The organism is Paenisporosarcina sp. OV554, assembly GCF_003058165.1.
In the GTDB taxonomy this organism is placed as follows: Bacteria; Bacillota; Bacilli; order Bacillales_A; family Planococcaceae; genus Paenisporosarcina.
The window spans coordinates 44,276-68,733 of sequence record NZ_QBUC01000006.1 but is presented as its reverse complement, the minus strand read 5'-3'; the positions used below and the strand labels follow the sequence as shown (position 1 = coordinate 68,733).

Annotated in this window: 26 protein-coding genes and 1 pseudogene; 24 read left to right on the top strand and 3 right to left on the bottom strand. The window is 37.6% G+C overall.

Going from position 1 to position 24,458, the window contains the following annotated elements; translation table 11 throughout:
• Positions 1–359: 359 nt before the first annotated feature.
• Positions 360–674: a hypothetical protein gene (locus C8K15_RS07240; RefSeq protein WP_108585756.1), complete on the bottom strand. Its 315-nt coding sequence runs from the start codon at positions 672–674 to the stop codon at positions 360–362.
• A 165-nt stretch (positions 675–839) separates the two neighbouring features.
• Here C8K15_RS07240 and C8K15_RS07235 point away from each other — a divergent pair, with 165 nt between their 5' ends.
• Positions 840–2,006: an MFS transporter gene (locus C8K15_RS07235; RefSeq protein ID WP_233260406.1), complete on the top strand. Its 1,167-nt coding sequence runs from the start codon at positions 840–842 to the stop codon at positions 2,004–2,006.
• A 14-nt stretch (positions 2,007–2,020) separates the two neighbouring features.
• Here the strand turns inward: C8K15_RS07235 and msrA are convergent, their stop codons facing one another.
• A complete protein-coding gene (msrA, locus tag C8K15_RS07230; RefSeq protein ID WP_108585754.1) occupies positions 2,021–2,539 on the bottom strand; it encodes a peptide-methionine (S)-S-oxide reductase MsrA in 519 nt (172 codons plus the stop codon).
• A 134-nt stretch (positions 2,540–2,673) separates the two neighbouring features.
• Between msrA and C8K15_RS07225 the strand changes: the two genes are divergently transcribed.
• The 4 genes and pseudogenes from C8K15_RS07225 to C8K15_RS21490 form a co-directional block, all read left to right on the top strand.
• Positions 2,674–3,630 (top strand): LCP family protein, encoded by a 957-nt coding sequence (locus tag C8K15_RS07225; RefSeq protein ID WP_108585753.1) that lies wholly within the window; start codon positions 2,674–2,676, stop codon positions 3,628–3,630.
• Positions 3,631–3,718: 88 nt separating this feature from the next.
• The gene (locus C8K15_RS07220) at positions 3,719–4,915 is read left to right on the top strand and encodes an AI-2E family transporter (RefSeq protein ID WP_108585752.1); all 1,197 of its coding nucleotides are present in this window, start codon (positions 3,719–3,721) and stop codon (positions 4,913–4,915) included.
• Between the two features lie 39 nt (positions 4,916–4,954).
• The gene (locus C8K15_RS07215) at positions 4,955–5,371 is read left to right on the top strand and encodes a sporulation protein (protein WP_108585751.1); all 417 of its coding nucleotides are present in this window, start codon (positions 4,955–4,957) and stop codon (positions 5,369–5,371) included.
• A 372-nt stretch (positions 5,372–5,743) separates the two neighbouring features.
• Positions 5,744–5,886 (top strand): annotated as a pseudogene (locus C8K15_RS21490) (aldo/keto reductase); the annotation flags it as partial.
• Between the two features lie 674 nt (positions 5,887–6,560).
• Here C8K15_RS21490 and C8K15_RS07205 read toward each other — a convergent pair.
• Positions 6,561–7,529: an NAD(P)-dependent alcohol dehydrogenase gene (locus tag C8K15_RS07205; protein ID WP_108585750.1), complete on the bottom strand. Its 969-nt coding sequence runs from the start codon at positions 7,527–7,529 to the stop codon at positions 6,561–6,563.
• 476 nt (positions 7,530–8,005) lie between these two features.
• Between C8K15_RS07205 and C8K15_RS07200 the strand changes: the two genes are divergently transcribed.
• From C8K15_RS07200 to C8K15_RS07110, 19 genes are all read left to right on the top strand, one after another.
• Positions 8,006–9,406: a hypothetical protein gene (locus tag C8K15_RS07200; RefSeq protein ID WP_108585749.1), complete on the top strand. Its 1,401-nt coding sequence runs from the start codon at positions 8,006–8,008 to the stop codon at positions 9,404–9,406.
• Positions 9,407–9,501: 95 nt separating this feature from the next.
• Positions 9,502–10,062: an SLOG family protein gene (locus C8K15_RS07195; protein ID WP_108585748.1), complete on the top strand. Its 561-nt coding sequence runs from the start codon at positions 9,502–9,504 to the stop codon at positions 10,060–10,062.
• 197 nt (positions 10,063–10,259) lie between these two features.
• On the top strand, positions 10,260–10,511 hold the full coding sequence (locus tag C8K15_RS07190; protein ID WP_108585747.1) for an ArsR/SmtB family transcription factor: 252 nt from the start codon (positions 10,260–10,262) through the stop codon (positions 10,509–10,511).
• A gap of 52 nt (positions 10,512–10,563) precedes the next feature.
• Positions 10,564–10,833 (top strand): SRPBCC domain-containing protein, encoded by a 270-nt coding sequence (locus C8K15_RS07185; RefSeq protein WP_108585746.1) that lies wholly within the window; start codon positions 10,564–10,566, stop codon positions 10,831–10,833.
• Positions 10,797–11,012 carry an SRPBCC domain-containing protein gene (locus C8K15_RS07180; RefSeq protein WP_108585745.1) on the top strand — a complete coding sequence of 72 codons (216 nt, stop codon included), beginning with the start codon at positions 10,797–10,799 and terminating at the stop codon, positions 11,010–11,012. Before C8K15_RS07185 ends, C8K15_RS07180 begins: the two co-directional genes overlap by 37 nt.
• Before the next feature lie 18 nt (positions 11,013–11,030).
• Entirely contained in the window at positions 11,031–11,420 is a 390-nt protein-coding gene (locus C8K15_RS07175; protein WP_108585744.1) for an SRPBCC family protein, read from the top strand.
• A 303-nt stretch (positions 11,421–11,723) separates the two neighbouring features.
• On the top strand, positions 11,724–13,424 hold the full coding sequence (locus C8K15_RS07170) for a M3 family oligoendopeptidase (protein ID WP_108585743.1): 1,701 nt from the start codon (positions 11,724–11,726) through the stop codon (positions 13,422–13,424).
• 222 nt (positions 13,425–13,646) lie between these two features.
• Positions 13,647–14,306, top strand: a complete 660-nt coding sequence (locus C8K15_RS07165; protein WP_108585742.1) for an LbetaH domain-containing protein — start codon at positions 13,647–13,649, stop codon at positions 14,304–14,306.
• A 153-nt stretch (positions 14,307–14,459) separates the two neighbouring features.
• Positions 14,460–15,335 carry a patatin-like phospholipase family protein gene (locus tag C8K15_RS07160; protein ID WP_108585741.1) on the top strand — a complete coding sequence of 292 codons (876 nt, stop codon included), beginning with the start codon at positions 14,460–14,462 and terminating at the stop codon, positions 15,333–15,335.
• Between the two features lie 582 nt (positions 15,336–15,917).
• Positions 15,918–16,871 carry a 1,2-phenylacetyl-CoA epoxidase subunit PaaA gene (gene paaA, locus C8K15_RS07155; protein WP_108585740.1) on the top strand — a complete coding sequence of 318 codons (954 nt, stop codon included), beginning with the start codon at positions 15,918–15,920 and terminating at the stop codon, positions 16,869–16,871.
• A gap of 18 nt (positions 16,872–16,889) precedes the next feature.
• Positions 16,890–17,252, top strand: a complete 363-nt coding sequence (paaB, locus tag C8K15_RS07150; protein ID WP_108585739.1) for a 1,2-phenylacetyl-CoA epoxidase subunit PaaB — start codon at positions 16,890–16,892, stop codon at positions 17,250–17,252.
• Positions 17,233–18,045, top strand: a complete 813-nt coding sequence (gene paaC / locus C8K15_RS07145) for a 1,2-phenylacetyl-CoA epoxidase subunit PaaC (RefSeq protein ID WP_108585738.1) — start codon at positions 17,233–17,235, stop codon at positions 18,043–18,045. Before paaB ends, paaC begins: the two co-directional genes overlap by 20 nt.
• A 25-nt stretch (positions 18,046–18,070) precedes the next feature.
• On the top strand, positions 18,071–18,571 hold the full coding sequence (paaD, locus tag C8K15_RS07140; RefSeq protein ID WP_108585737.1) for a 1,2-phenylacetyl-CoA epoxidase subunit PaaD: 501 nt from the start codon (positions 18,071–18,073) through the stop codon (positions 18,569–18,571).
• Positions 18,572–18,588: 17 nt separating this feature from the next.
• Entirely contained in the window at positions 18,589–18,891 is a 303-nt protein-coding gene (locus C8K15_RS07135; protein ID WP_108585736.1) for an EthD family reductase, read from the top strand.
• The gene (locus C8K15_RS07130) at positions 18,891–19,667 is read left to right on the top strand and encodes an enoyl-CoA hydratase/isomerase family protein (RefSeq protein WP_108585735.1); all 777 of its coding nucleotides are present in this window, start codon (positions 18,891–18,893) and stop codon (positions 19,665–19,667) included. Before C8K15_RS07135 ends, C8K15_RS07130 begins: the two co-directional genes overlap by 1 nt.
• A 12-nt stretch (positions 19,668–19,679) precedes the next feature.
• Entirely contained in the window at positions 19,680–20,453 is a 774-nt protein-coding gene (locus C8K15_RS07125; protein WP_108585734.1) for an enoyl-CoA hydratase-related protein, read from the top strand.
• Between the two features lie 14 nt (positions 20,454–20,467).
• Complete coding sequence (locus C8K15_RS07120; protein WP_108585733.1) at positions 20,468–21,985, top strand: aldehyde dehydrogenase family protein; 1,518 nt, start codon at positions 20,468–20,470, stop codon at positions 21,983–21,985.
• A gap of 204 nt (positions 21,986–22,189) precedes the next feature.
• Entirely contained in the window at positions 22,190–23,062 is an 873-nt protein-coding gene (locus tag C8K15_RS07115; protein WP_108585732.1) for a 3-hydroxyacyl-CoA dehydrogenase, read from the top strand.
• A complete protein-coding gene (locus C8K15_RS07110; protein WP_108585731.1) occupies positions 23,059–24,264 on the top strand; it encodes an acetyl-CoA C-acyltransferase in 1,206 nt (401 codons plus the stop codon). Before C8K15_RS07115 ends, C8K15_RS07110 begins: the two co-directional genes overlap by 4 nt.
• Positions 24,265–24,458: the final 194 nt, after the last annotated feature.

Here is a 24,458-nt window from a genome sequence, read left to right as displayed (position 1 = left end):
GCTTAATCTTTCAAAATGGAAATTATCTCGAATTTGAGATATGACAAAAAATAAGGAGGGATAAACATGAATGAAACTCATCGCCATATCTATATTGAAGGGATTGACGTAAAAAATGTTTTGATTTTGTAACACAGAAAAGGTAAAAACTACCATTACTAGATATTGTAGAAAAGCATATTGATCTAAATGCTTCTTTATTAAGCGCGAGGTAATATGCTAGAAGGGGTATCCGATGAAGAAGGCTTATTTTTCCGTGCACAAGAACTCTATAAATTCCTAAATTAAGTTGAAGTCGCACAGAAATGGTATGACCTCCATTTTTCGAGTAAATTCTATTGGAAGATTCCCAAAGCAAATTATTCTTTATAAGGAAGGACTTTCAGTTGTGTAAATGAAAGTCCTTTTTCGCAAAGCCAGGGTTCAACCCATGCCATTTCGACTTCGGATTTCCGTTGTATATAGGCTGGTAACGTTTGGAGTTGTTCATTAATTAACAATTCCATTTCTACATAGTCTTTTCGGGTAGGATTGGAATGGCTAACGGTTCCAATGGTTGTGAAAACAAAATAATAAGAGCCGACAGTTCTGAAAATAAGTATCATATCTGGGAATTCATCAAAAATCGCTTTTACTTGATATCTTTTAGCATAACTCCATTGAATGAGTTTCAATTAATACACCCTTTCATACTATGATTATACTAATTTGAAAATAAGAACACAAGTTTGCATATTCTCGTAAAAGTATTACTTTATTGAGGTCGGGCGCATAATATGATTTACTTGATTAGGTACTATTATAATTAAAGGAATGACAAGATGAATCCTCAAAAATCAATGACATCATTATTACTTGCTATTTTTCTAATAGCATTAAATTTACGACCTGCCGTTACGTCAATCGGTCCATTATTAGAAACAATTAAAAACGACTTGAATTTATCAAACAGTGAAGTCAGTTTATTAACAGCTATACCTGTTATTTGTATGGGGTTATTCGCACCACTCGCTGTACATTGGTTTAATAAATTTGGTCAAAGACGTGGAATTTCTTTACTCATCGGTGTAATCGGGATATTAACTCTGTCGCGTGCTTTGTTCCATGATTACGTTTCACTTTTGATAACAGCATTTATCATTGGTGTGGCGATTGCCATAATAGGTCCGATATTATCTTCGCTAATCAAAGAAAAATTCCCGACTCGAATGGCTTCGGCTATCGGCATCTATTCTTTAGGAATGGGGGTTGGTGCAACACTGAGTGCGGGATTAACTGGAGTATTGTATGTGTTGATTGGTGAGCAATGGGAGTTTGCGCTTGCCTTTTGGTCTTCATTAGCATTAATTGCATACTTAGTCTGGTTTATCGTAATGACACCGCAGCAAGAACGAAAAGTTTCAACTGATAAACTACAAGTAACATTCCGTTCACCCTGGACAAATAGAAGAGCGTGGCTGATATTATTATTCTTTGGTTTTCAAGCTTCATTGTTCTTCTCATTAACAACATGGCTGGCATCTGCAGTAAGTGAATTAGGATTTAGTGTGATTGAAGCAGGATCAGTCATTAGTGTTATGACAGTTTCACAAATTATAGCTAACATTTCTATTCCTTTATTACTTGAAAAATTCCCAAAGCGCTCATTTTGGATTTATTTCTCACTCTTTATTGGAACACTTGGACTTGTACTCTTATTAACAGGGAATGTTACGCTTGTTTGGCCAGCTTCGATATTATTAGGGCTTACTCTTGGAGGCTTGTTCCCATTAGCATTGCTGTTACCACTTGATGAAACAACAGATCCAAAAGAAACAAATGCTTGGACTGCAATGGTTCAAACTGGTGGTTTTATAATGGGAGGACTTGTGCCACTGGCAATTGGGATCTTGTATGACTATAGCGGTACGCATCAAATGACTTACTATGTCATGCTCGTATTAATTGTGGGGATGTTCGTGGTTACATCGTTATTAAACAAAAAAGCCTTGCATACGCAAGGCTAGAAATTGAATTACTATTACTTCTTCCAATTCTCATTGATGAAGTTATCACGGCCGGACTTAGCGCGATCTTCTGCGTAATGTTCCGGCTCTTTTTTATAATAATCTTGGTGGTATTCTTCTGCGATATAAAATGTTTGTGCAGGTAAAATAGGTGTAACGATTGGTTTTGAAAAACGACCAGTTTCAGTTAGGGCATGTTTTGAATTTGTTGCTTTTTCTAATTGTTCATCGCTATGTGTAAATATAGCTGTTTTATATGACTCTCCGCGATCTTGAAATTGACCTGCATCATCTGTTGGGTCAATCTGCTGCCAATAAATATCTAACAATTGCTCATATGTAAAAATGGTAGGATCAAATTGAATTTGTACAACTTCAAGATGACCGGAATTTCCTTTCTTCACGTCTTCGTAAGTTGGGTTTTGGACATGTCCACCCATATAACCTGAGATAACAGAATCAATTCCGTCAAATTGATCAAAGGGTTTAACCATACACCAAAAACAACCACCTGCAAATGTAGCTTTCTCCATCTCATAACCCCTTTCAAACTCTTCATAAATCATAGTGTAGCACTTGCATCATTTGTGCTCAAGAACTATGATTGATGCAACTTAATTGTTTATAATTCGTTCTATTATTCGTACGTATTAAAGGGGGGAACATTTTGGAAGAACAAGTTCCAAATCGTAGATCCATGAGAAGGAAAAGAAAGTTCCGTTATGGACGTTTTATTATGACTATTTTATTTCTATTAATTATAGGAATTAGTGTGTTTTCATTTGTTCAATATAAAGCTGGACAAAAATTAGCTTCTGCTGTCGAACAAAAAGATATTGAGTTTACTGGAGATCCTCTAGACGTAAAGAATCCTTCAATTGAAAATGTGTTAGTTCTTGGAGTAGATACTAGAGGAGAGGAACAATCACGTTCTGACACGATGATGCTTGTTTCGTGGAACAAAGAAACAGACGAGGTAAACATCGTGTCATTTATGAGAGATATCTATGCTGAAATTCCTGGATATAAAAGCTATAAGTTGAACACGGCTTATTATTTAGGTGACGTTCAATTAGTTAAAGATACTATTTCTGGCATGTTTGGAGTACCAATTCATCATTACGCACTTATCGATTTTAACAACTTTGAATCTTTAGTTGATGTCGTTGCACCGAACGGCGTGGAAGTTGATGTCGAAAAAGCAATGTCTGAGAAAATTGGTGTCTCACTTGAACCTGGTGTTCAGCAATTAAATGGAAAAGAGCTTCTAGGCTACGCACGATTCCGTGCTGACTCTGAAGGTGATTTTGGACGAGTTGCAAGGCAGCAAAAAGTGATAGAAGCACTAAAAGACGAAGTGCTAAGCCCTACTAATGCTGTTCATTATCCTAAATTTGCTGGTGCTATCCAGGGGTATGTCCAATCTGATTACTCCACAACCGATGAAGTAAGAAAAGTACTTAGTCTTGCGTTTAGCGGAGGAGTAGAAATTAACAAATTAACAATACCTATAAAAAAAAGTTATGATTATGGTTCTTATCCTGGAGTGGGATCAGTTATTGAAATTAATCTAGAAGAAAATAAAGCAGCTCTAAGTGAATTCATTGGGATGCCACTGCGTTGATTATTTGAAAATCAACGCATTTTTCCTGTATGATAAAGTTCATTGTAATCATTTATAGATTAGGAGAATTCGAAAGTGAGGACAAATTATGCAGCATGAAAAAACTTCCTTTTTCTCCACTAGATTTATTCAGTTTCTAGGTGGAAAAAACACGCTCTTCTTATTGTTTTTAATTTTTTTAGTTGGATTAATTATTTGGATTTTTGATGTCGTTTCATTTGTTTTTTATCCACTCCAAGTGTTATTAGCAAATGTGGTACTGCCTGTTATTTTAGCAACCATTGGTTATTACTTATTGCGACCGTTATTGCGAAAATTAATAGAATGGAAAATCCCGAAAATTTGGGGTATTTTAATTATTTTCCTTGTATTAATCGGCTTACTCACAACATTAATTCTCCTTGTATTCCCGTTTTTAAAAGTTCAATTAACCAATCTGATTCAAGAATTTCCTGAATATTTCAAACAGCTTGCGATATCTTTTGATGCGTTTCTACGAACTTCGATTTATTCGAGTTACTATGCAGACTTAGAATTTGACGTTGATACCCTTATGAAGCAAATTCCCGAAGATATTGGCAACACTCTTCAGAATGCTGTGGGTGGAGTTGCAAGTGGTATCGGAAAAGTAATCTCTACGTTAACTGGTTTAATATTAGCTATCGTAACGGTCCCGTTTCTCTTGTTTTATTTGTTAAAAGACGGGGAAAAGTTACCGCGCTATATTCTTGATTTATTACCACCTCGTATGAGAGAAGATACACATCAAGTTATGAAAGATGCAGATAAACAAATCAGTGCATATGTCCAAGGGCAAATTTTAGTAGCGATGTGTATTGGCTTTATGGTGTTTATTGGATTCTTAATTATAGGGATGAAATATGCATTATTACTTGGCGTATTAGCCATGATTACAAGTGTAGTACCTTATTTAGGTCCAATTATCGCGATCGCTCCAGCAGCAGTTATTGCCTTGGTTACATCTCCATTTATGTTAGCTAAATTAGCTATCGTATGGACGGTTGTTCAACTGGTGGAAGGGAAGTTTATTTCTCCTCAAATTATGGGTAAATCATTACATATACACCCAATTACGATTATTTTTGTTTTATTAACTGCCGGATCGTTATTTGGAGTTCCAGGAGTAATTTTAGGTATTCCGGGATATGCTTTACTTAAAGTGTTGGTAACGCATATGTACACGTTGTTTAAGAGACGTTATAACCGACATGAAACAATAGTTGACAATCACTTTGAACCTGAGCGTTTAGAAGGTGAAAAGTAAGTAGAGAATGGTTTAGTTGTAAAGGGAGGAAAAGGTAAAATGCTTAAGAAATTTTTGTCCACAATTGGGATTGGATCGATGAAAGTTGATACAGTTGTTGACCAACCTGAAATTGCGTATGGTGAGACACTATCTGGCACGATTTATATTGATGGTGGTCAAAGCGATCAGGATATTGAGTTTATTAAACTAGAAGTATTAAAGAGAACTGAAGGCCATCGTGAAGATAGTGATTTTGATATCACAAATGAATGTGTAGCCAAACATACAATTGAAATGGTTGGATCGGTAAAATCAAAAGAGACACGGATGGTTCCATTTCAATTAGTGCCAGACGAACGGTGGGAATCTGAAGGGGAAAACGTAAAGCTTTTCTTAAGGACTTCTATTAATATTTCAAATGCAGTGGATGTTCAAGATGAAGATGAGATAGTATTCAATAAAGATTTAGATTAAGAAAGACAAAGTCATTTCCTTTAATTAGGGAATGACTTTTTATTTGTCGTAAACTTGCAATATGCAACCATATAAGTAATCTATTAAATGCATAATGCAAGTAATTGCAACAACATGCATTGTGCAAGTGTTATTAATCTAATATATGTGCAAGTTGCAACTATGGGAGGATGTTGATTTAACAACGGTTTTAACTAATTCTTATGGTGAACATAATAAGTTTGAGTTTCTTCAATTGAACTGCATAGTTTTTAAAGGGAGAATAAACAATCAAAATATATAACAAAAATGGAGATGTGATCTGTATGATTACCAACTTACAATCAGCAACAATTTTTACATAATGGAGTTACTTTGATTTGGACTAGGTGATTCAAAGTAGAAGAAGGACCAGAACTAGTAGAAGCTGTGAGATCTGCTATAGAAGAGGGATATCACAGTACTGAAACGCTGCTATTTATAAAATGTTTGGGCGAAGTATCCGTGAAGGATTAAAAGAAGCTGGTATCTCACGAATTATTTGGTGTCAGTAACTTTCAAATTCACCATTTAGAAGATGTCATGAAAGACACTAAAGTCATTCCGATGGTAAACCAAAACGAATGACTTTTGCAGTTAGGTTTTCGCACGGCTGCTGAATTAAAACATAAAATTATTGTAGATTAGATGGATAGAGCTATAAGCATTGGGCAAGGATTGAACAACCAGCACTGTACAATTTAATTGATGAAAAGTATCGTTCTAAACTTCAGTTGGATTTAGACGAGTTAACATACTCTGATTTATTCCGATAATGGGACACGAAAGCACAATAAAAGCAGCTGCAGTCTAGGCCTTCAGGTTCCTAGTCCGTCGCTGCTTTTTTTACGAGTCAATATAATAATTGATAATCAGCAAGTATTGGTAACCGTACGTTCAGCTTAGAGTAAGAAAAACGTTAAGCCCGACGTAATCGAAGTCATAGTATATTTGCGTTAAAATTGGCGCACCCAAATTATGGTGATTAGAACCAGGGACGGTATATTAAAGTGAGCATTCATTTTTGAGGAGATAATCCTTTACATGAAAAAAGTGGTATTTCCGAATGGATACTTAGATCGGCTTTTTACATGTTTATTTAAATATAAAGAACGCTGTGTTCTTCTTTTTCCGTTGTTTTCTGCTACTCTTAGATTCTTTCGAGAATTTTTCACATAGTGATGACAATTTTTCCTTGAGCGTGGCCTTCTTCGAAATACCTGAGCGCTTCCGGCACATCACTTAACTTATAACTTCTATCAATGACTGGTTTTACTTTGCCCGCTTCAAGAAGTTCTTTAATAAAAACTAGATCGTTTTGGTTCGCCCTTTGCAACATGTTGCCCATTTTCTTATTCCCAGTCAATGAAATATAAGGCCCTTGGATTATGGCTTCGGTTAATTGAGCTCCTCCACCCCCGACCATAACATATCTTCCATGGGGATTTAATGCACGCTTATAAGCTGAAATAGGATGGTATCCGTTAACAGCAAGAATCAGATCAAAACTTTGCGTTTTTTGGGTAAAATCTTCTTTAGTATAGTCAATGACGTGGTCTGCGCCAATCGATCGTAGAATGTCTGAATTTCTCGTACTACACACACCAGTTACCTCAGCACCGAATGACTTAGCAATCTGTACTGCGAAAGTGCCCACACCACCAGAGGCACCATTAATTAAAACTTTTTGCCCCGACTTAATTTGTCCTTTATCCCTAAGGGCCTGTAGCGCTGTGACTGCAGCCATAGGTACCGCAGCAGCTTCCTCAAAGGAAATACAGGCTGGTTTTAATGCTAATACATTTTCAGGAACTGCTACATATTCGGCAAAACCACCCCAACCACAACCAGATAGATCTCCAAAGACATCATCGCCTACTTGAAACTGCTTAACATCTTTGCCTACTGCTTCTATCCGACCTGCAACATCACCGCCGGGTATAGTGTATTTTGGTTTTAGAAGTCCGAAAGCTAAGCGGGCTAAGTAGGGTTCCCCTTTCAAAAGAACCAGATTACCATAATTCACAGATGATGCATGAATTTTCACTAGTACTTGATTGTCCTTTGGAATAAGTTTTTCCATTTCTATTAATTTAAGAACTTCAGGTGGACCGTATCTGTCATAAAATATAGCTTTCATCAATGTTCCTCCTAATTTCCTCCGGATTTCCCATTTTACTTATGAAAACTAATAAATAGCACAATAAAAACTGCAATAGAGCTTCTTATTAATATTCCACGAATAAATTTTCTAAGACTGGAAGCTGAAAATTATATGGGTATCGGAATTCAGGTGGCAACATTCATTTTTTCAAAACTAGTTGAAGAAATCTCTTTCCTTTTAAATTACTCTTTATTCTGATAATAGCATGAAAAATAACTGCGTTCACAGATGGTGTGAATTATCGTTTTCGATAAAATATTTACCATACTGCTAAGTTAGATGAACAGAATACTAATATTAATTTAATAAAAGTTAACAACTAGTGCTCATGGCCATCGTAATTTTTTATATTCCTCAGGTTCCTTTTTTTTCTGCACATATCCTATAGTACGTCTTGAATTGGGGGAAACACCCATTTCAAGCAAATGGATAAATGACAGGAGAGGAATCAAATGGGTATTGAACTGACCGCAATACATTGGATTTATGTATTATTCATCTGTTTAATTATTGGCTTTATGGTAATGAGACGAGATACGACACTTATCAGTATTGTTGGTATCTTCTTGATTGCAATAGTAGCCACTGGATCATTAAGTACCTCCATTAGTAGTATTTTCAACAGTTTTATATATGCTATAACGGAGTTGTTGCCAACCATCCTAGTTATCTCTATTATTGTGGCGATGAGTAAAGTATTAACGACAACGGGTGTTAATGATGTGATGATTTTGCCGTTTTCAAAACTGATTAGGACACCTGCACTTGCTTACTGGACAATCGGAATCCTCATGATGATTATTTCTTGGTTTTTTTGGCCATCTCCAGCTGTTGCCTTAATGGGCGCTGTTTTGCTGCCAATTGCAATACGTGTAGGTTTACCTGCACTTGGAGTCGCAATGGCAATGAATCTCTTCGGACATGGGATTGCATTGTCCGGAGATTTCATCATACAAGGGGCACCTAAATTAACAGCAGATGCTGCGGGTCTTCCAGTCGGTGACGTAATCAGTGCAAGTATCCCGCTTGTATTTGTAATGGGTCTTGTTACGACAATTACCGCTTTTTATTTCTTGAAACGTGATATGAAGTCTGGAAAATTAACGGCTACAACAGGATTGTCTACGGCACCTTCAATTGAACCATCCCCACAACAATTAAAGCTTTTATCAGTAAACCAAAAGCGCTTTTTTGCCCTATTAATCCCCGTACTATTCGCACTTGATGTAATAGTAATGTCTATCCTAAAACTTCAGGGTGGAGATGCGACCGCTTTAATCGGTGGTACATCTGTTTTTATCCTATTACTCATAACAATGGTTAGCCATAAAAATAAAGGGTTAGAACAAGCGACTAATTACCTTATTGAAGGATTTCAATTCGGTTTTAAAGTATTTGGAGCGGTCATCCCAATTGCAGCATTCTTCTACTTAGGTGACGCGGGGTTCACAAAAATTATTGGTGAACTTTTGCCTAAAAATTCACACGGAATTGTCAATGATCTAGGTGTAGCATTGGCATCCATTGTTCCGCTAAGTAAAGAAGTTGGAGCAATCACGTTAACAGTAGTTGGGGCAATTACCGGACTCGATGGGTCTGGTTTCTCAGGAATTTCTCTCGTTGGTTCAGTCGCTACCATTTTCTCAACAGCTATTGGTGCTGGAGCAGCTACACTTACTGCATTAGGTCAAATAGCGGCAATTTGGGTTGGTGGGGGGACCTTGGTTCCGTGGGCTCTAATTCCAGCAGCTGCAATTTGCGGTGTCGATCCATTTGAACTCGCAAGAAGAAACCTTGGTCCAGTTACAATCGGTTTAATTGTCACCACAATTGTGGCGATGTTTTTAATCTAAAAGCAATAGATTGAGACTCTCGACGAATCGAGAGTCTTTTATCTTTTAACATGCTAAACTATTGTATATAAAGGTCAGTGACTCGGAGGACTTGCATGTTAAAAAGATTAGTCATAACAGGTTATAAACAACACGAAATTGGTGTATTCGACGACAAACATCCAGGCGTTGGCTACATAAAAAAAGCATTACAAAACCATCTCCTTCAGTTATTAGATGAAGGACTCGAATGGGTAATATTCAGTGGTCAATTAGGTGTTGAGACATGGGCAGCTGAGTTAGTTATAGATTTAAAAGCGGATTACCCAAAATTAAAATATGCGATTATTACACCTTTTCTAGAGCAAGAAAAAAACTGGAATGACCCTAAAAAAGAGAAATATCAAGAAATTTGTGCTAAGGCTGATTTTCAAACTAGCGTGACCAAAAAACCATATGAGGGACCATGGCAATTTATCGAAAAAAATAAATTCATCATTCGTAATTCTGATGGGATGTTGATTATTTATGATGAGGAAAACGAAGGTTCTCCAAAGTTTATGAAAGAACTTGCTTTGAAGTATGCTGAGAATCACGAATATCACATCATTTCTATATCAGCAGACGATCTACAACTCATTGCAGAAGAAGAGCAAATAAATAATTGGTCGGAATGAGTATATATCATTTATTAATGTCAATAATAACTGGACTTCCTCAATACCTAACATGAATAGTGAGAAAAATTGTGCTTTCCTAATAGTATTTGCTTCGTTTAATTTATGGAGTGAATACTTTTTTGGTTTTTTAAAGTAAATGAAATTAAGTGTGATCTACTTCAATAAATTAATTAAGTGTGTGCTTAATTACTATTATGATTGAAAAAGTGATACAGGCCTTATCAGAGCCCAAACGTAGAGAAATTTTGCAACTTGTATATGAGAAAGAGTTAACCTCGAGCTCCATTGCTTCGAATTTTGAAATTTCTGCACCAGCAATCTCGCAGCATCTCAAAGTCCTCGAAGGAGCCGGACTTGTCATCGTTCGGAAAGAAGGAACAAAAAGATATTATGGATTTAAAAAGGAAGGCTTTGCGGAGTTAAAACAGTTCATCGATCACTTTTAGCATGACCATTTATTACTCTTGAAAGAAGCAGCGGAAGAAGAAAGGAAAATTCATGAATCAGAATCTGAATGAGCCCATCCGGAAAGAATTCTTTATCAATTGCAGACCACAAATATTATTTGGCTTTTTTACTGACCCTAAGAAAATGATGGGTTGGATGGGAAGACATATCCTTTTAGAACCTCACATCGGTGGTAGCTATCGTATTGACGTCAATGGTCAAGACATCGCTAAAGGGGAATATTTAGAAATCGTCCCTTATGAAAAAATTGTGATGAGCTGGGGATGGGTAAATTTAGAAATACCTGGGTTAGTACTTTAGAATTCCGACTGATTCCGAAAGACAGCGGGACACTTTTAGTTCTGACTCATTATAATCTTCCTGAAGAAAAAGTTCAGTCTCACCTAGAAGGTTGGACACACTACATGGCACGTCTTCAAACATTATCAGATGGACAAGATCCTGGGATTGATCCTTGGTCAGTTACAACAGAATCATAAAATTGGAGGAATTTCATAATGTCACATACAATCCATCAAGAAATAAATTTTAAAGTAAGTCCAGAACGTTTATATAAAGCGCTCACAAGCTCTGCACAATTTAGTGAAGTTACTGGAGGTGCACCAACTGAAATTAGTTCTGAAGCAGGAGGTTCGTTTTCTTGTTTTGGTAGCATGATTGTTGGAAGAAATATTGAATTGGTTCCGAATGAGAGAATCGTTCAAGCGTGGCGTGCAGGTAATTGGGACGCTGGAGTCTATTCAATCGTAAAGTTTGAATTCAAAGAGCAAGATAAAGAAACTCAACTTATTTTCGACCACATTGGCTTCCCTGAAGGTCAAGGAGAGCATCTAGAAGCTGGATGGCATGAAAATTATTGGAAACCACTCGAAAAATACTTTGCTTAATTTTGTGGAGAAATTGGTTTAATGAGAAGACAATGCAAATGAGCTAAAACTATTAGAGTTACTGTTTCAAACTCCCCCATTTATGTTTTTTAAATGGGGGAGTTTTTTGTATTCTCGCAAATAAATCCCATCTTACTGTAATTTTATGCATTTTCATTCATAACTTATCGAAAAATTCCTAATATAAAAATTTTATTTTGTTGAAACATTTGAAAAAAATAGTAAACTAAGGAATAGTTAGTAGAAATGAATACTATGATATTCATGTATGACGATTATTAAAAAATAGGGGTTGGATAAGAATTGGTTACAAAATTTGAAGAGTTTACTTATAAAAGACCAGAATTTGAAGAAATTGAAAACAAGTTTAAAGTAGCATTAAGTCGTTTTACAAATGCTACTAGTGTAGATGAGCAAAGTGATGCAATGAAGTCCATTAATGACATTAGGAACAATTTAGGAACAATGATGAATCTCGTTTATGTTCGAAATTCGATTGATACAAATGATGAATTCTACAAAGGTGAAAGAGACTATCTGGACGAACTAAGTCCAAAAGTAGACGATTTAGTTACAAACTATTACAAAGCGTTAGTGGGTTCTTCATTCCGAACTGAATTAGAAGCAAAATGGGGAACTCAATTATTTGCCATTGCTGAAGCTCAAATTAAGTCATTTTCTTCTGACGTTATCCCAATGTTGCAAAAAGAAAATAAATTAACATCTGAATACCAACAATTGATAGCATCAGCAAAAATTGAATTTGAAGATGAAGAACGAACACTTGCCCAAATGCAGCCTTTTACAGAATCGACAGATCGTAACATGCGGAAGAAAGCAAAAGAAGCTTACTTTAGTTTCTTTGCTGAGAACGAAGATCAACTTGATCGTATTTTTGATGATTTAGTAAAGGTCCGTACAGAAATTGCCAACACATTAGGATATAAAAACTTTGTAGAACTAGGCTATTATCGAATGATTCGAACGGATTATGATGCAACGATGGTCAAGAAATTCCGTGACCAAGTGAAGGAATTCATCGTTCCACTTGCATCAAAATTAAAAGAACGTCAACAAAAACGAATTGGTGTAGACGACTTGAAATACTACGATGAATCATTCAATTACACAACGGGAAATGCCACACCTAAAGGGTCGCCTGAGTGGATTATTGAAGGTGGCAAAAAGATGTATGATGAATTATCTGTTGAAACAAGTGAATTCTTTGATTTCATGATCGACAACAACTTAATGGATCTTGTCGCTAAAAAAGGGAAAGCTAGTGGGGGATATTGTACGTATATCGATGATTACAAAGCACCTTACATTTTTTCGAACTTTAACGGTACTTCAGGAGACATCGATGTGCTAACACATGAAGCAGGACATGCGTTCCAAGTGTTTTCAAGTCGTCATTATGAAATTCCAGAGTACATTTGGCCAACATTTGAAGCTTGTGAAATACATTCGATGAGTATGGAGTTTTTAACATGGCCATGGATGAATAATTTTTTCAAAGAAGACACGGATAAATATAAATTCTCTCATTTGAGCAATTCGCTTGAATTTTTACCATACGGCGTGGCAGTAGATGAATTCCAACACTTTATTTATGAAAACCCTGAAGCGACTGCAGCAGAACGCAAACTGGCATGGAAAGAGCTAGAAGAAAAATATTTACCAAACCGTGACTATGACGGGAACGATTATTTAAACAGAGGCGGATTCTGGCAACGTCAAGGACATATTTACCAAAGCCCATTTTATTACATCGATTATACATTGGCTCAAATATGCGCATTCCAGTTCTTTAAACGAACACAAGAAAACCGTGAAGAGGCATGGGCAGATTATGTTCACTTATGTAAATTGGGTGGGAGCTTGTCCTTTACTAGTCTAGTCAAAGAAGCAAATCTAATCTCTCCATTCGAAGAAGGTTGTGTTGAATCCGTAATTGGACCAATTGAACAATGGCTCAACTCAATTGACGACAAAGCACTTTAAAATCGAATCATCGATTTGGGTAGAAACATACTGCACCTTTGCCTAATGAATAAGTAAGAAAGGGATGTGACTTTGTCACATCCCTTTTATTTTTACGGGGAGTCTTGTTTCTGTCCATTTGTACCTCATATTAATGTGAACGTGCTCATAAAGTTGCTCATACTATAATTATTCTCTTTCACATAAAATATATAGAAATTTTATAAAGGAAGAGGTGTCAAATTGTCAAGGGAAAATGATTCCTTCAATTGTTTCAAACCATTTATTAGTCCCAATCCAATCACTTCTTTTAATCCCGTGGAACGGTACCCAACGATTGATTACACAGCTTTTATTAGCCCATTTTCTAGTGTAATTGGTGATGTGTTCATTAGAGATAATGTGTATGTTGCTTCCAATGTAAGTATACGTGCAGATGAGGGAACGCCTTTTTATATAGGCTCTAATGTAAATCTTCAAGAAGGAGTTATTTTACATGGTTTATTAAATAAAAGATTTACTGTGGGAAGAAGTAACTATTCAATTTTTGTTGGAAATGAAGTTACTATTGCACATGGTGCGTTGGTACATGGTCCTTGTTATATCGGTAATAAAGTATTTGTGGGATTTAAATCCATTGTATATAACGCGATTGTCGAAGAAGGTGCTTTTATTTCGTACAATGCAGTCGTGACAAACGGTGTACGTATTGCAAAGAATCGATTCGTGCCGCCTGGCGCACATATAGATACACAAGAAAAAGCAAATGTTCTTTCACTAGTACCTAAAGATAGTGAAGAATTCGCAGAAGAAGTTCAGCGTGTAAATCAAGAGTTTCCAGCTTCTTATCATCTTTTATTAGGAGGAAATCGTTGTTCCTGTGGATTTGCCTATTCTCATTAGGTGTCACAAGAGTGTTAATGGCTTGAAAAAACATGCAAAAAGAAAAAGCCCTTTACGTAAAACGAACTCTTTATCATTAGCAGGAAACTTTAGTTTAGATATCGAACATATTTGGTATCGTATAAATGAGTATATGGAAAGAAGGATAAAGCAATGAAAAGTGGTTTGATCTTAGAAGGTGGCGGGATGCGTGGCGTTTATACAGCCGGTGTATTAGAATGTTTTCTAGAAAATGGATTATTTCCAGACTATGTGATAGGAGTTTCAGCGGGAGCGTGTAACGCAGCATCTTATATTTCAAGACAACCAGGTCGAAATCGTCAAGTAACCATCGGATATATTAAACACCCAGATTACATTTCCGTTAAAAATCTTTTTCTGAAAAGAGAACTATTTGGGATGAATCTTATTTTCAATGAAATCCCAAATACTTTGGTTCCTTTTGATTTTAATCGCTTTAACCAAGCAACGGAGGAATTTGTTATTGGAACGACCGATTGTTTGACTGGTGAGCCCGTTTATTTCAATAAATCGATATCTTCAAAAGATATTCTAACCATTATTCGTGCTTCTAGCTCATTACCATTTATGTCGCGTGCAATTGAATATGAAGGACACCTATTAATGGACGGAAGTATAAGTGATCCAATTCCTATTCAGAAGGCACTTACTGATCAAGTTGAAAAGCCCATTATTGTCTTAACAAAAGAAAAAGGATATCGTAAATCAAAATCCTCATTTTCAAAATTAACTTCTTCCTTCTACAAAGATTTCAAAGGATTAGGAAATGCTTTAGAGCATAGGTATCAGCTATATAATGAAACATTAGATTTCATAGAAAAATTAGAAGAAGAGAAAAAAGCAATCGTTATTCGCCCAAGTCAGACATTTAATATCGGACGAATTGAACGGAACCCTGAAAAACTTACTCTGTTATATAATCAAGGCTATAAAGATGCAATGGCACATCTAAATGAAATAACTGAGTGGTTAATAGATACAAACGTAAACCAAGAAGTGTTGATATGAACGAAAAAGAGCGAAATCCTATTATTACAAGGATTTCGCTCTTTTCTTTATTTCTGTTATGCAATAAATAAGATGATTTTCAAGAAATCATTTCAGCCATTTATCCTGTTTGCTTATTTACCTTATCCGCATCCTAAAAAAGTGGGGAAAGAGATTCCGTCTTCCGGCACCTCATTTTCATCTAGTTCAACAAGCTGTTACATAATCAATGCCTCCTTCATCATAAAGAAAACTGTCATTCTCAAGATTATTCGGAAGCCAAAGAAGTTGGTTAACGCCCTATCACGGTGCCCATTTTTAAACGGAGAGGTGAAACAAAACAATTGCTGCCATGAAAATTTCATAAAATTCGTTGAGATATTCATAGAAGCTAATAGAGCATGAACTTACATGATGATCTAGAAGATGCTTTTAATGGATCGCCGACCAGGTGTTATTCATAAAAACTTGTGGAGAAAAGCATAAAATATATCGAATTATCTGAATTACCTTGCAATAAATATAACAGTGATATATATTAACGTTATGAAATCGTTATATGAAAAGATGAGGAAGCATACCTTAAATAAAGGGGGATATGGAATGACGGGTTCAAACACAATCTCTGATGAAAATCAGTTAGCAAACTTTATGCAACGTATTGAAGCTGGAGAAAAAATCGAAGCAGATGATTGGATGCCTGAAGATTATAGGCAGACCTTGATTAAATTGATTTCAATGCATGGGATGAGTGAAATAATGGGGGCATTACCTGAGAAAGAATGGGTACCAAAAGCTCCATCTCTATATAGAAAGCTTGGCATTATGGCAAAAGTGCAGGACGAAATGGGGCATGGCCAACTTCTACTTCGAGTAACCGAAGATTTACTAGAACCATATGGCAAAAACCGTGGGGATTTAATGCAGGATTTATTTAATGGAGATTTAAAGTTCCACAATGTCTTTCACATGGAAACAAAATCTTGGGCAGATGCTGGAATTATCGGCTGGCTTGTTGATGGAGCTGCAATCATTACACAGACAAATATGCTAAAAGCTTCATACGGACCATACGCAAGAGCACTTCAACGAATTTGTGCAGAAGAAGTATTTCATGCTCAGCATGGAGAATCCATTATCATGGCGTTAACAGAAGGAACAGATCAACAAAAAGCTATGATCCAGGAGTCATTAAATCGTTGGTGGGAAGCTCTCCTGATGTTCTTTGGCCCAGCGAGCAAGGAAACAACGGGCTCTTCCAAACAAGATTTAACAATAAGATATAAAATCCGAACGAAAACAAATGAAGAATTTAGACAGCTCTTTTTTGACAAATACATTCCGCGAATTTTATCACTTGGTTTGACCATTCCAGATCCAACAATGCACTTCGATAAAGAAAATCAAATGTGGTCATATAAACAACCAGATTGGAATGAATTTAAGAAAATCATTAAAAATCAGGGACCTCGTTCAGAAGCACGTCTGAACTTACGCCGACAATCTTATGAATATAATTCATGGGTGAGGGACGCACTTAGTCATTCAGTCAGATAAAGAAAGGAGTCAGATAACATGGGGGAAGAGAAAACATTTTACCAAGAATATGAAGTCTTTAGCAAACGGACCACGAGTTCAGTCTTGCAGCACCAATTCAGCTTACTGGCTCCAAATGAAGAAATGGCATTTATTATGGCACAGGAAAACTTTATGCGCCGTGAGCCGGTTGCTGACATTTGGATTGTAAATAGAAAACATCTTAGAAAAATGAGTAACGAAGAGAAAATGACACTCGGACGTCTTGAAAACAAAGATTATCGCACGACCAAGGGGTATGGCTATTTAAAGAAAAAGTGGCGTATGTATGAACAAGAAGTGCTAGATGAAAAAGAAATTCTGTCATGGGGAGGAGAAAAAAATGAGCGTCAGTCAAAATGATTTGACCTTAGAAAATAGAGAAGCTATCACGAGCTTGTTATTCCAGTTGGCAGATGATGACTTTATGTATGCCTACCGTGGATCAGAATGGCTAGGACTCGCTCCCCATATCGAAGCGGATATCGCTTCATCATCAATTAGTCAAGACAGCATGGGCCATGCGGCAATGTTTTACACACTTCTTGAAGATTTGGGAGCGGGAAATGCTAATGATCTTGCTCACTCCCGCAAGGCAATCGACAGAAGAAACTGTATATTGACCGAGCGGGTGAATGGCGAAGGTTATTATATGGAAACGCCTCATTATGACTGGGCATATGCAGTGGTTAGAAGTTATCTATATACACAGGCGAAAAAAGTAAAGATTGATTCATTGTGTGGAAGTTCATATAAGCCACTCGCTGAAGCAGCTGTAAAAGTGAGAATCGAACTTTATTATCACAGACTGCATTGGGAAATATGGTTTAAGCAGCTAATGAGCTCAACAGATATCGCGAAAAATAAGATGAATGCTGCACTTAAGCTCGTGATGAATGACTTTGGTGATGTCTTCTCATATGGCAATCAAAAACTAGCGATTGAGATGACTAAACTCATAGGTACTGAGGAAGAAATGAAGGCAAACTGGACAGCAAGTATAGAGCCAGTTTTTACTACTCTTCAATTGGAATTACCGAAGATCCCTGACTCACCTGAGAAAAATGGAAGAATGGGTGAACACACGAAAGACTTGGATGAAGCACTTACCACACTTTCCGAAGTTTACTTGCTCGATCCAGTCGCTATCTGGTAATCAGTTGATGGAAAGGGGCACGGTAATGACTACATTTGGAAAAGTTTCTACCGAGCAAGTATATGAAGTACTTATTCAAGTAAAAGATCCAGAGATTGACTCTGTCAGCATTATTGACCTTGGCATGGTTGAGAAAGTTACTACTGAAGGAAATAACGTAAAAGTAGTTCTCTTGCCGACTTTTCTTGGCTGTCCAGCACTCGAAATCATCAAGAAAAATACGATGAATGCTGTGAATGAACTGCCAGGAGTGGGCGAAGTTTTAGTCGAATTCGTTTTTCATCCACCTTGGACGTCTGATCGGATTACCGAAAAAGGACATGTCGGTTTACGAGCATTTGGAATTGCTCCACCACCACGCCATTTTGAAGAAGATGGCTCATGGCATGTAGATTGCGCATATTGTGGATCTACATATGTAACAATGGATAATATTTTTGGACCGACTGCATGCAGAAGCATTTTGTATTGTAAGTCTTGTAAAAATGTATTTGAAGCAATGAAACCTGTTTCTACCCTAATGTGAAATGAGGAGAATATTAAATGGCTAAATTAATCGCGTTGTACAAACATCCTGAAAACAAAGAGGAATTTGATAATCATTACTTCAACGTTCACGGACCGCTTACAGCGAAAATTCCTGGACTTAGAGAAATGAAAGTAACAAAAATGACTGGATCACCAATGGGTGGAGAAGGAAAATACTACCTGATGTGTGAGATGGTATACGATGATTTGGAATCATTGCAACAAGGCGTTCGTTCACCTGAAGGGAAAGCTTCTGGCAAGGACCTAATGGGATTTGCGGGTAACTTAGTCACACTTATGATTGGTGAAGATGCATAATGAATAGTTTTGATTTCATTGAAACTACTTTAATGGGAAGTACTGCGGTAATAGAACTTAATCGCCCCCGTCAATTAAATTCTTTGAATACGAAAATGATAAGCGAAATAGTTGTGGCAATGGAAGCTTTTGATCGTGACGAAAATGTCCGTGTCATTGTCTTGATAGGAAAAGGTCGAGCCTTTTCAGCTGGTGCAGACATCGACGAAATGACTGAAGCTAATCCAATCAGCCTTGAATTACTGAATCAATTTGCAGAATGGGATCGTTTAGCACTTATTAAAAAGCCAATCATTGGTGCAGTTCATGGGTTTGTTTTCGGTGGTGGATTCGAACTTGCCCTTTGCTGTGACTTGCTAATATCGGCAAGTAATACGGAATTTTCATTTCCCGAGGTAGGTCTTGGGGTCATGCCAGGTGCAGGTGGGACACAGCGTCTGACGAAACTTGTTGGTCGTACGAAAGCATTAGAATGGCTATGGACTGGCGAGCGTATTTCAACTGAAGTAGCTCTCGAACATGGAATCATTAATAAAATTGTCGCTCCAGAACTATTAGTGGAAGAAACTCTGAAGTTTGCAGGCAGATTAGCTAAACAACCACCACTATCAATGCGGCTCATAAAAGATTCAGTAAATAAGGCAGTAGATTCTTCTTTATATGAAGGCATGCAATATGAACGGAAAAACTTCTATTTGTTATTTGCAACACAAGATCAAAAAGAGGGCATGAACGCATTTATTGAAAAAAGAAAACCGGATTATAAAGGCAAATAAGGAGAGTGTTCTATGTTTGAGACGATTAGATACGACGTTAAAGACAACATTGCATGGCTCTATTTAAACAGACCTGACAAATTAAATGCTTTTATCGCACAAATGAATCGTGAAGTGAAAGAAGCGATAAAAGCAGCTTCTTCTGACGATCAAGTTCGTTGTATTGTTATCACTGGAGAAGGTAGAGCATTTTGTTCCGGCCAGGATTTATCTGAAGTTGATGAACATATGGATCATGGTCAAGTGTTAAGAGACCACTACGGTCCCATGATTAAACAAATTAGGCAATGTGAAAAGCCAATTATTGCAGCGGTAAATGGTGTAGCTGCAGGAGCAGGATTCAGTCTTGCTCTTGCTTGTGACTTCAGAGTTGTTTCAGAACGTGGTAGTTTTTTGAATGCTTTTATACATGTTGGACTCATTCCTGATTCAGGAAATCTCTATTATCTAACCCAACTCGTTGGACATTCAAAAGCTTTGGAACTTTCGATTTTAGGAGAAAAAGTGCCAGCAGCTGTTGCTGTTGATCTGGGCCTGGCAAATCAACTAATTTCTGAAGAAACATGGACAGAAGGTGTGACTGCATTTGCATCTCGAATTGCCGCGCTACCAACAAAAGCAATTGGCTTAATTAAACGCTCAATCAATTCAACAAGCAACCTTACTTTTGAAGACTATCTTGAACAAGAAGCTCAAGGACAAAGAATTGCAGGTCTAACAAATGATCACCGTGAAGGTCTCAATGCATTCATGGAAAAGAGAAAACCTGTTTATACAGGACAATAGGGGGAGAAAATCTTATGACAACAATTCGTGAAAATGAAGTAGGGCAAGAATCGATGAAACGTGATTTTTATCATTTAATTATTAATGGAGAAAAGGTGAAAAGTAGTACTGGCGAAACAATTAAAACGTTTAACCCTGCTACAGGAGAACTAATTGCAGAAGTGGCAAAGGCATCAAAAGAAGATGCGGAAATTGCAATAGCTGCTGCTCGTAATGCATTTGATAACGGAAAGTGGAAATTATTCCCTATCGGTAAACGTTCACAAGTTTTAAACAAAATTGCGGCTATTATGCGTAGTCGTTTTAACGAACTTGTTGAGTTAGAAATTTTAGATACAGGTAAATCTCTTCATGCTGCTCAAGGTCAAGTCACTCAAGCAATAGAAGATTTCGAGTTTTATGCTGGCGCTATTGTAGGTCATCGCGGGACGGTAAATAATGTTCCAGGACAATTCCATAATTATACAGAAAAAGAACCAGTCGGTGTATGTGCGCAGATCATTCCGTGGAACTATCCATTAATGATGGCTGCTTGGAAAATAGCACCTGCTATAGCTGTCGGCTGTGCTGTCATCGTTAAACCAGCATCTCTTACTCCTTTAACTGCCATTATCTTAGGGGAAATTTGCCTAGAAGCAGGAGTTCCTGCAGGTATAGTGAACGTTATTCCAGGTTCAGGAACTGAAGTTGGGAACTTTTTAGTTGAGCATCCACAAGTAAATAAAGTAGCATTTACAGGTTCAACACCAATAGGAAAAGACATTATGGGCAAAGCATCTCAAACATTAAAACGCGTTACACTTGAGCTTGGCGGTAAATCACCGAGTATCGTATTTGACGATGCGGATATTGATGCGGCCGTTGATGGGTCATTATTCGGTATTTTCTACAACTCAGGCCAGTCATGTGAAGCGCGTTCACGCCTGTACGTCCATGAAGATGTTTACGAAGAGTTCATAAGCAAGTTTGTAGAAAAAACAAAAAAACTACAGCTTGGGAATCCATTTGATAAAACTACACATATGGGTGCAATTATCGATCAAGGTCAACTTGATACAATCGATGGATATGTTCAATCAGCCAAAAAAGAAGGCGCAGAAATCCTTGCTGGTGGTAATGTTACAAAACCTGAAGGCTACGAAAATGGATTCTGGTTTGAACCGACGATTATTGCCAACGTCACTCACGATATGAACGTAGTAAAAGAAGAAATCTTCGGACCTGTAGTTGTTGTGATGAAATTCAAAGATGAAAAAGAAGCTATCCGATTAGCTAACGATACAGAGTTTGGATTAGGCTCTGCTGTTTGGTCAAAAGATGGTGCCCGTGCAACACGAGTGGCGAATCAGATTCAAGCCGGAATCGTTATGGTTAACTGTCCATTTTCTGCATTCCCTGGAACGCCATTCGGTGGCTATAAGCAATCAGGATTTGGACGCGAATTATGCATCGAAACACTAGATCTCTATTCAGAAACGAAAAGTATCTTATCATATTACGGCAGTCGACCACTAAATCCATTCGGACTGTAGGAAAAGCGAAAAGTGTTACTCTAGCTCGATTCCGGCTCTGAAGCATAGGTGCAAGATGATGCTTATAACTAGACATAGCTCCATCATATCGAAGGGGTAACTTATAGAACTTTTACCTTTCTTACTAGTAATAAGCGAGTGAAATGACGGACAGGGGTTTCCAATCCCTGTCTTTTCTTTCACCGTAAAAGGAGGAGTGTAACGATGATTAAGCAAATTGTTGTCGTCGGATCAGGCTTGATGGGAAGAGGAATAGCCTACGTAGGAGCAGTTGGCGGCTATGCAGTTACAGTTGTTGACATAAATGAATCTGCCTTGCAAAATGCGAAACAAGAAATTAATCACATTATTAAAAAAGGGCTTTCACTTGGGAAAATTTCTTCAGAAAAAGCTGAACAGGCTCACAGCAACTTAAATTTCGAAAGCGACTTGTCTAAAGCCGTTGCGAAAGCCGATTTAATTATTGAAGCTGTGCCTGAACAAATAGCCATTAAAAAACAGGTGTTTGAAACTATTGAAGAATTTTCACCATCACATTGTTACTTTGCAACGAATACATCGACGATGAGTCCGACCGAGATTGCGTCTTTTGCAAAGCGACCAGAAAAAACAATCGCGATGCACTTTTTCAATCCTGTACATAAAATGCCTCTAGTTGAAATTGTACGGGGCTTAGAAACGAGCGATGAAACAGCTGAAACAATCAGAGAAGTCGCTACCAATATGGGCAAGGAAACGGTCGTCATTAAAGAATTCCCAGGATTCATCACAAGTCGGATCAGCGCACTTGTTGGAAACGAAGCCTTTTATATGCTGCAAGAAGGTCTTGGTACACCTGAAGAAATTGATAAAGCGATTAAACTTGGTTTAAATTACCCAATGGGTCCATTCGAACTTGTGGACCTCGTGGGACTCGACACGCGCTTAAATAATTTGAACTATTTACACGAAAAGCTTGGAGAAAAGTACCGCCCCGCACCAATACTTGAACAATATGTCAAAGCAGGACGTCTTGGACGAAAAAGTGGTAAAGGTGTTTATGACTATACAATAGAAGAAGAGTTGATAAAGAAATGAGAGAAGTCGTCATTGTAGATGCTGTAAGGACACCTATCGGAAGATATAATGGAGCGTTAAAAGATGTGCGCCCCGACGATCTAGGAGCTGTTGTTATTAAGGCACTTGTTGAACGTAATCCTACACTGCAGACAGGAGAAATTGAAGAAGTTGTTTTGGGAAATGCCAATCAAGCAGGAGAAGATAACCGTAACGTAGCGAGAATGTCCGGTTTGTTGGCGGAGCTTCCTGTTGAAGTGGCGGGGACAACGATTAATCGTCTTTGTGGCTCGGGACTCGATGCGGTTATGTATGCTGCTAGGGCAATCGCAGTGGGAGAAGGCGATATTTACATTGCGGGCGGAACCGAAAGTATGACGCGTGCACCATTCGTCATGGCTAAGCCAGATCAATCATTTCCTCGAGGAAATATGGAAATGCTTGATACAACAATTGGCTGGCGTTTTACTAATAATAAGTTGAAAGAAATGTACGGAGCAGATTCAATGCCTCAGACAGCAGAAAACGTAGCACAGCGTTTTAATATAACGCGTGAAGACCAGGATTTATTTGCCTTTGAAAGCCAAAAACGTGCCAAAAAAGCTATTGAAGAAAACCGTTTTGCTGAAGAAATCGTCCCAGTTATTTATTTAGATAGGAAAGGCAACAAAGTCATCGTGGATCAAGATGAGCATCCTCGTCCAGATACCACGATTGAAAAACTGACTAAGCTTAAACCGATATTTAAAGGTGGTAGTGTTACCGCAGGCAATGCTTCAGGCGTCAATGACGGTGCGTCCGCTTTGCTTCTGATGAGTGCTGAAAAAGCAAAAGAACTTAATCTTAAACCACTTGCCAGATATGTTACTGGCGCAACAGCTGGCCTAGAACCTAATGTAATGGGGCTTGGTCCAATTTTCGCAACTAGAAAAGCACTAGAACGAGCAAGGTTAAATACAGAAGATATTGGGCTTGTTGAATTAAATGAAGCGTTCGCATCACAATCAATTGAATGCATTCGCCAAATAGGTTTAGATGATAAAAAAGTAAATGTGAATGGTGGAGCAATCGCTTTTGGGCATCCTCTTGGCGCTAGCGGTGCACGAATTTTGACTACCCTTTTATATGAAATGAAAAAACAGAATGTTAAATACGGTCTGGCTACCATGTGTATCGGAGTTGGACAGGGAATCGCGGCAATTATTGAAAATATATCGGAATAATTATTTGAATAAGCTGTCCCTCACGTGGTGGTTCTCTTATAAGAAAAGCTAATTATAGCTCGCCATCAGAAATGAGGAGCGGACACTCTAATCCGACTCTGGACATACGATCTGGTGTCTTTCTCCGGAGGAATGGTGTCCGTTTCCAAGCGAATGGTTGGTAACGTTACACGAGTGGATGGAAAACCAAATTG

Excerpts from the sequence above, each read along its gene's own strand:
- paaA (WP_108585740.1), top strand. The coding sequence starts at position 15,918 with ATGACGGGTTCAAACACAATCTCTGATGAAAATCAGTTAGCAAACTTT.
- C8K15_RS07195 (WP_108585748.1), top strand. The coding sequence starts at position 9,502 with ATGTTAAAAAGATTAGTCATAACAGGTTATAAACAACACGAAATTGGT.
- C8K15_RS07175 (WP_108585744.1), top strand. The coding sequence starts at position 11,031 with ATGTCACATACAATCCATCAAGAAATAAATTTTAAAGTAAGTCCAGAA.
- C8K15_RS07200 (WP_108585749.1), top strand. The coding sequence starts at position 8,006 with ATGGGTATTGAACTGACCGCAATACATTGGATTTATGTATTATTCATC.
- C8K15_RS07220 (WP_108585752.1), top strand. The coding sequence starts at position 3,719 with ATGCAGCATGAAAAAACTTCCTTTTTCTCCACTAGATTTATTCAGTTT.
- C8K15_RS07215 (WP_108585751.1), top strand. The coding sequence starts at position 4,955 with ATGCTTAAGAAATTTTTGTCCACAATTGGGATTGGATCGATGAAAGTT.
- C8K15_RS07235 (WP_233260406.1), top strand. The coding sequence starts at position 840 with ATGACATCATTATTACTTGCTATTTTTCTAATAGCATTAAATTTACGA.
- msrA (WP_108585754.1), bottom strand. The coding sequence starts at position 2,539 with ATGGAGAAAGCTACATTTGCAGGTGGTTGTTTTTGGTGTATGGTTAAA.
- C8K15_RS07120 (WP_108585733.1), top strand. The coding sequence starts at position 20,468 with ATGACAACAATTCGTGAAAATGAAGTAGGGCAAGAATCGATGAAACGT.
- C8K15_RS07190 (WP_108585747.1), top strand. The coding sequence starts at position 10,260 with ATGATTGAAAAAGTGATACAGGCCTTATCAGAGCCCAAACGTAGAGAA.
- paaB (WP_108585739.1), top strand. The coding sequence starts at position 16,890 with ATGGGGGAAGAGAAAACATTTTACCAAGAATATGAAGTCTTTAGCAAA.
- C8K15_RS07205 (WP_108585750.1), bottom strand. The coding sequence starts at position 7,529 with ATGAAAGCTATATTTTATGACAGATACGGTCCACCTGAAGTTCTTAAA.
- C8K15_RS07115 (WP_108585732.1), top strand. The coding sequence starts at position 22,190 with ATGATTAAGCAAATTGTTGTCGTCGGATCAGGCTTGATGGGAAGAGGA.
- paaD (WP_108585737.1), top strand. The coding sequence starts at position 18,071 with ATGACTACATTTGGAAAAGTTTCTACCGAGCAAGTATATGAAGTACTT.
- C8K15_RS07185 (WP_108585746.1), top strand. The coding sequence starts at position 10,564 with ATGAATCAGAATCTGAATGAGCCCATCCGGAAAGAATTCTTTATCAAT.
- C8K15_RS07180 (WP_108585745.1), top strand. The coding sequence starts at position 10,797 with ATGGGTAAATTTAGAAATACCTGGGTTAGTACTTTAGAATTCCGACTG.
- C8K15_RS07160 (WP_108585741.1), top strand. The coding sequence starts at position 14,460 with ATGAAAAGTGGTTTGATCTTAGAAGGTGGCGGGATGCGTGGCGTTTAT.
- C8K15_RS07130 (WP_108585735.1), top strand. The coding sequence starts at position 18,891 with ATGAATAGTTTTGATTTCATTGAAACTACTTTAATGGGAAGTACTGCG.
- paaC (WP_108585738.1), top strand. The coding sequence starts at position 17,233 with ATGAGCGTCAGTCAAAATGATTTGACCTTAGAAAATAGAGAAGCTATC.
- C8K15_RS07135 (WP_108585736.1), top strand. The coding sequence starts at position 18,589 with ATGGCTAAATTAATCGCGTTGTACAAACATCCTGAAAACAAAGAGGAA.
- C8K15_RS07125 (WP_108585734.1), top strand. The coding sequence starts at position 19,680 with ATGTTTGAGACGATTAGATACGACGTTAAAGACAACATTGCATGGCTC.
- C8K15_RS07110 (WP_108585731.1), top strand. The coding sequence starts at position 23,059 with ATGAGAGAAGTCGTCATTGTAGATGCTGTAAGGACACCTATCGGAAGA.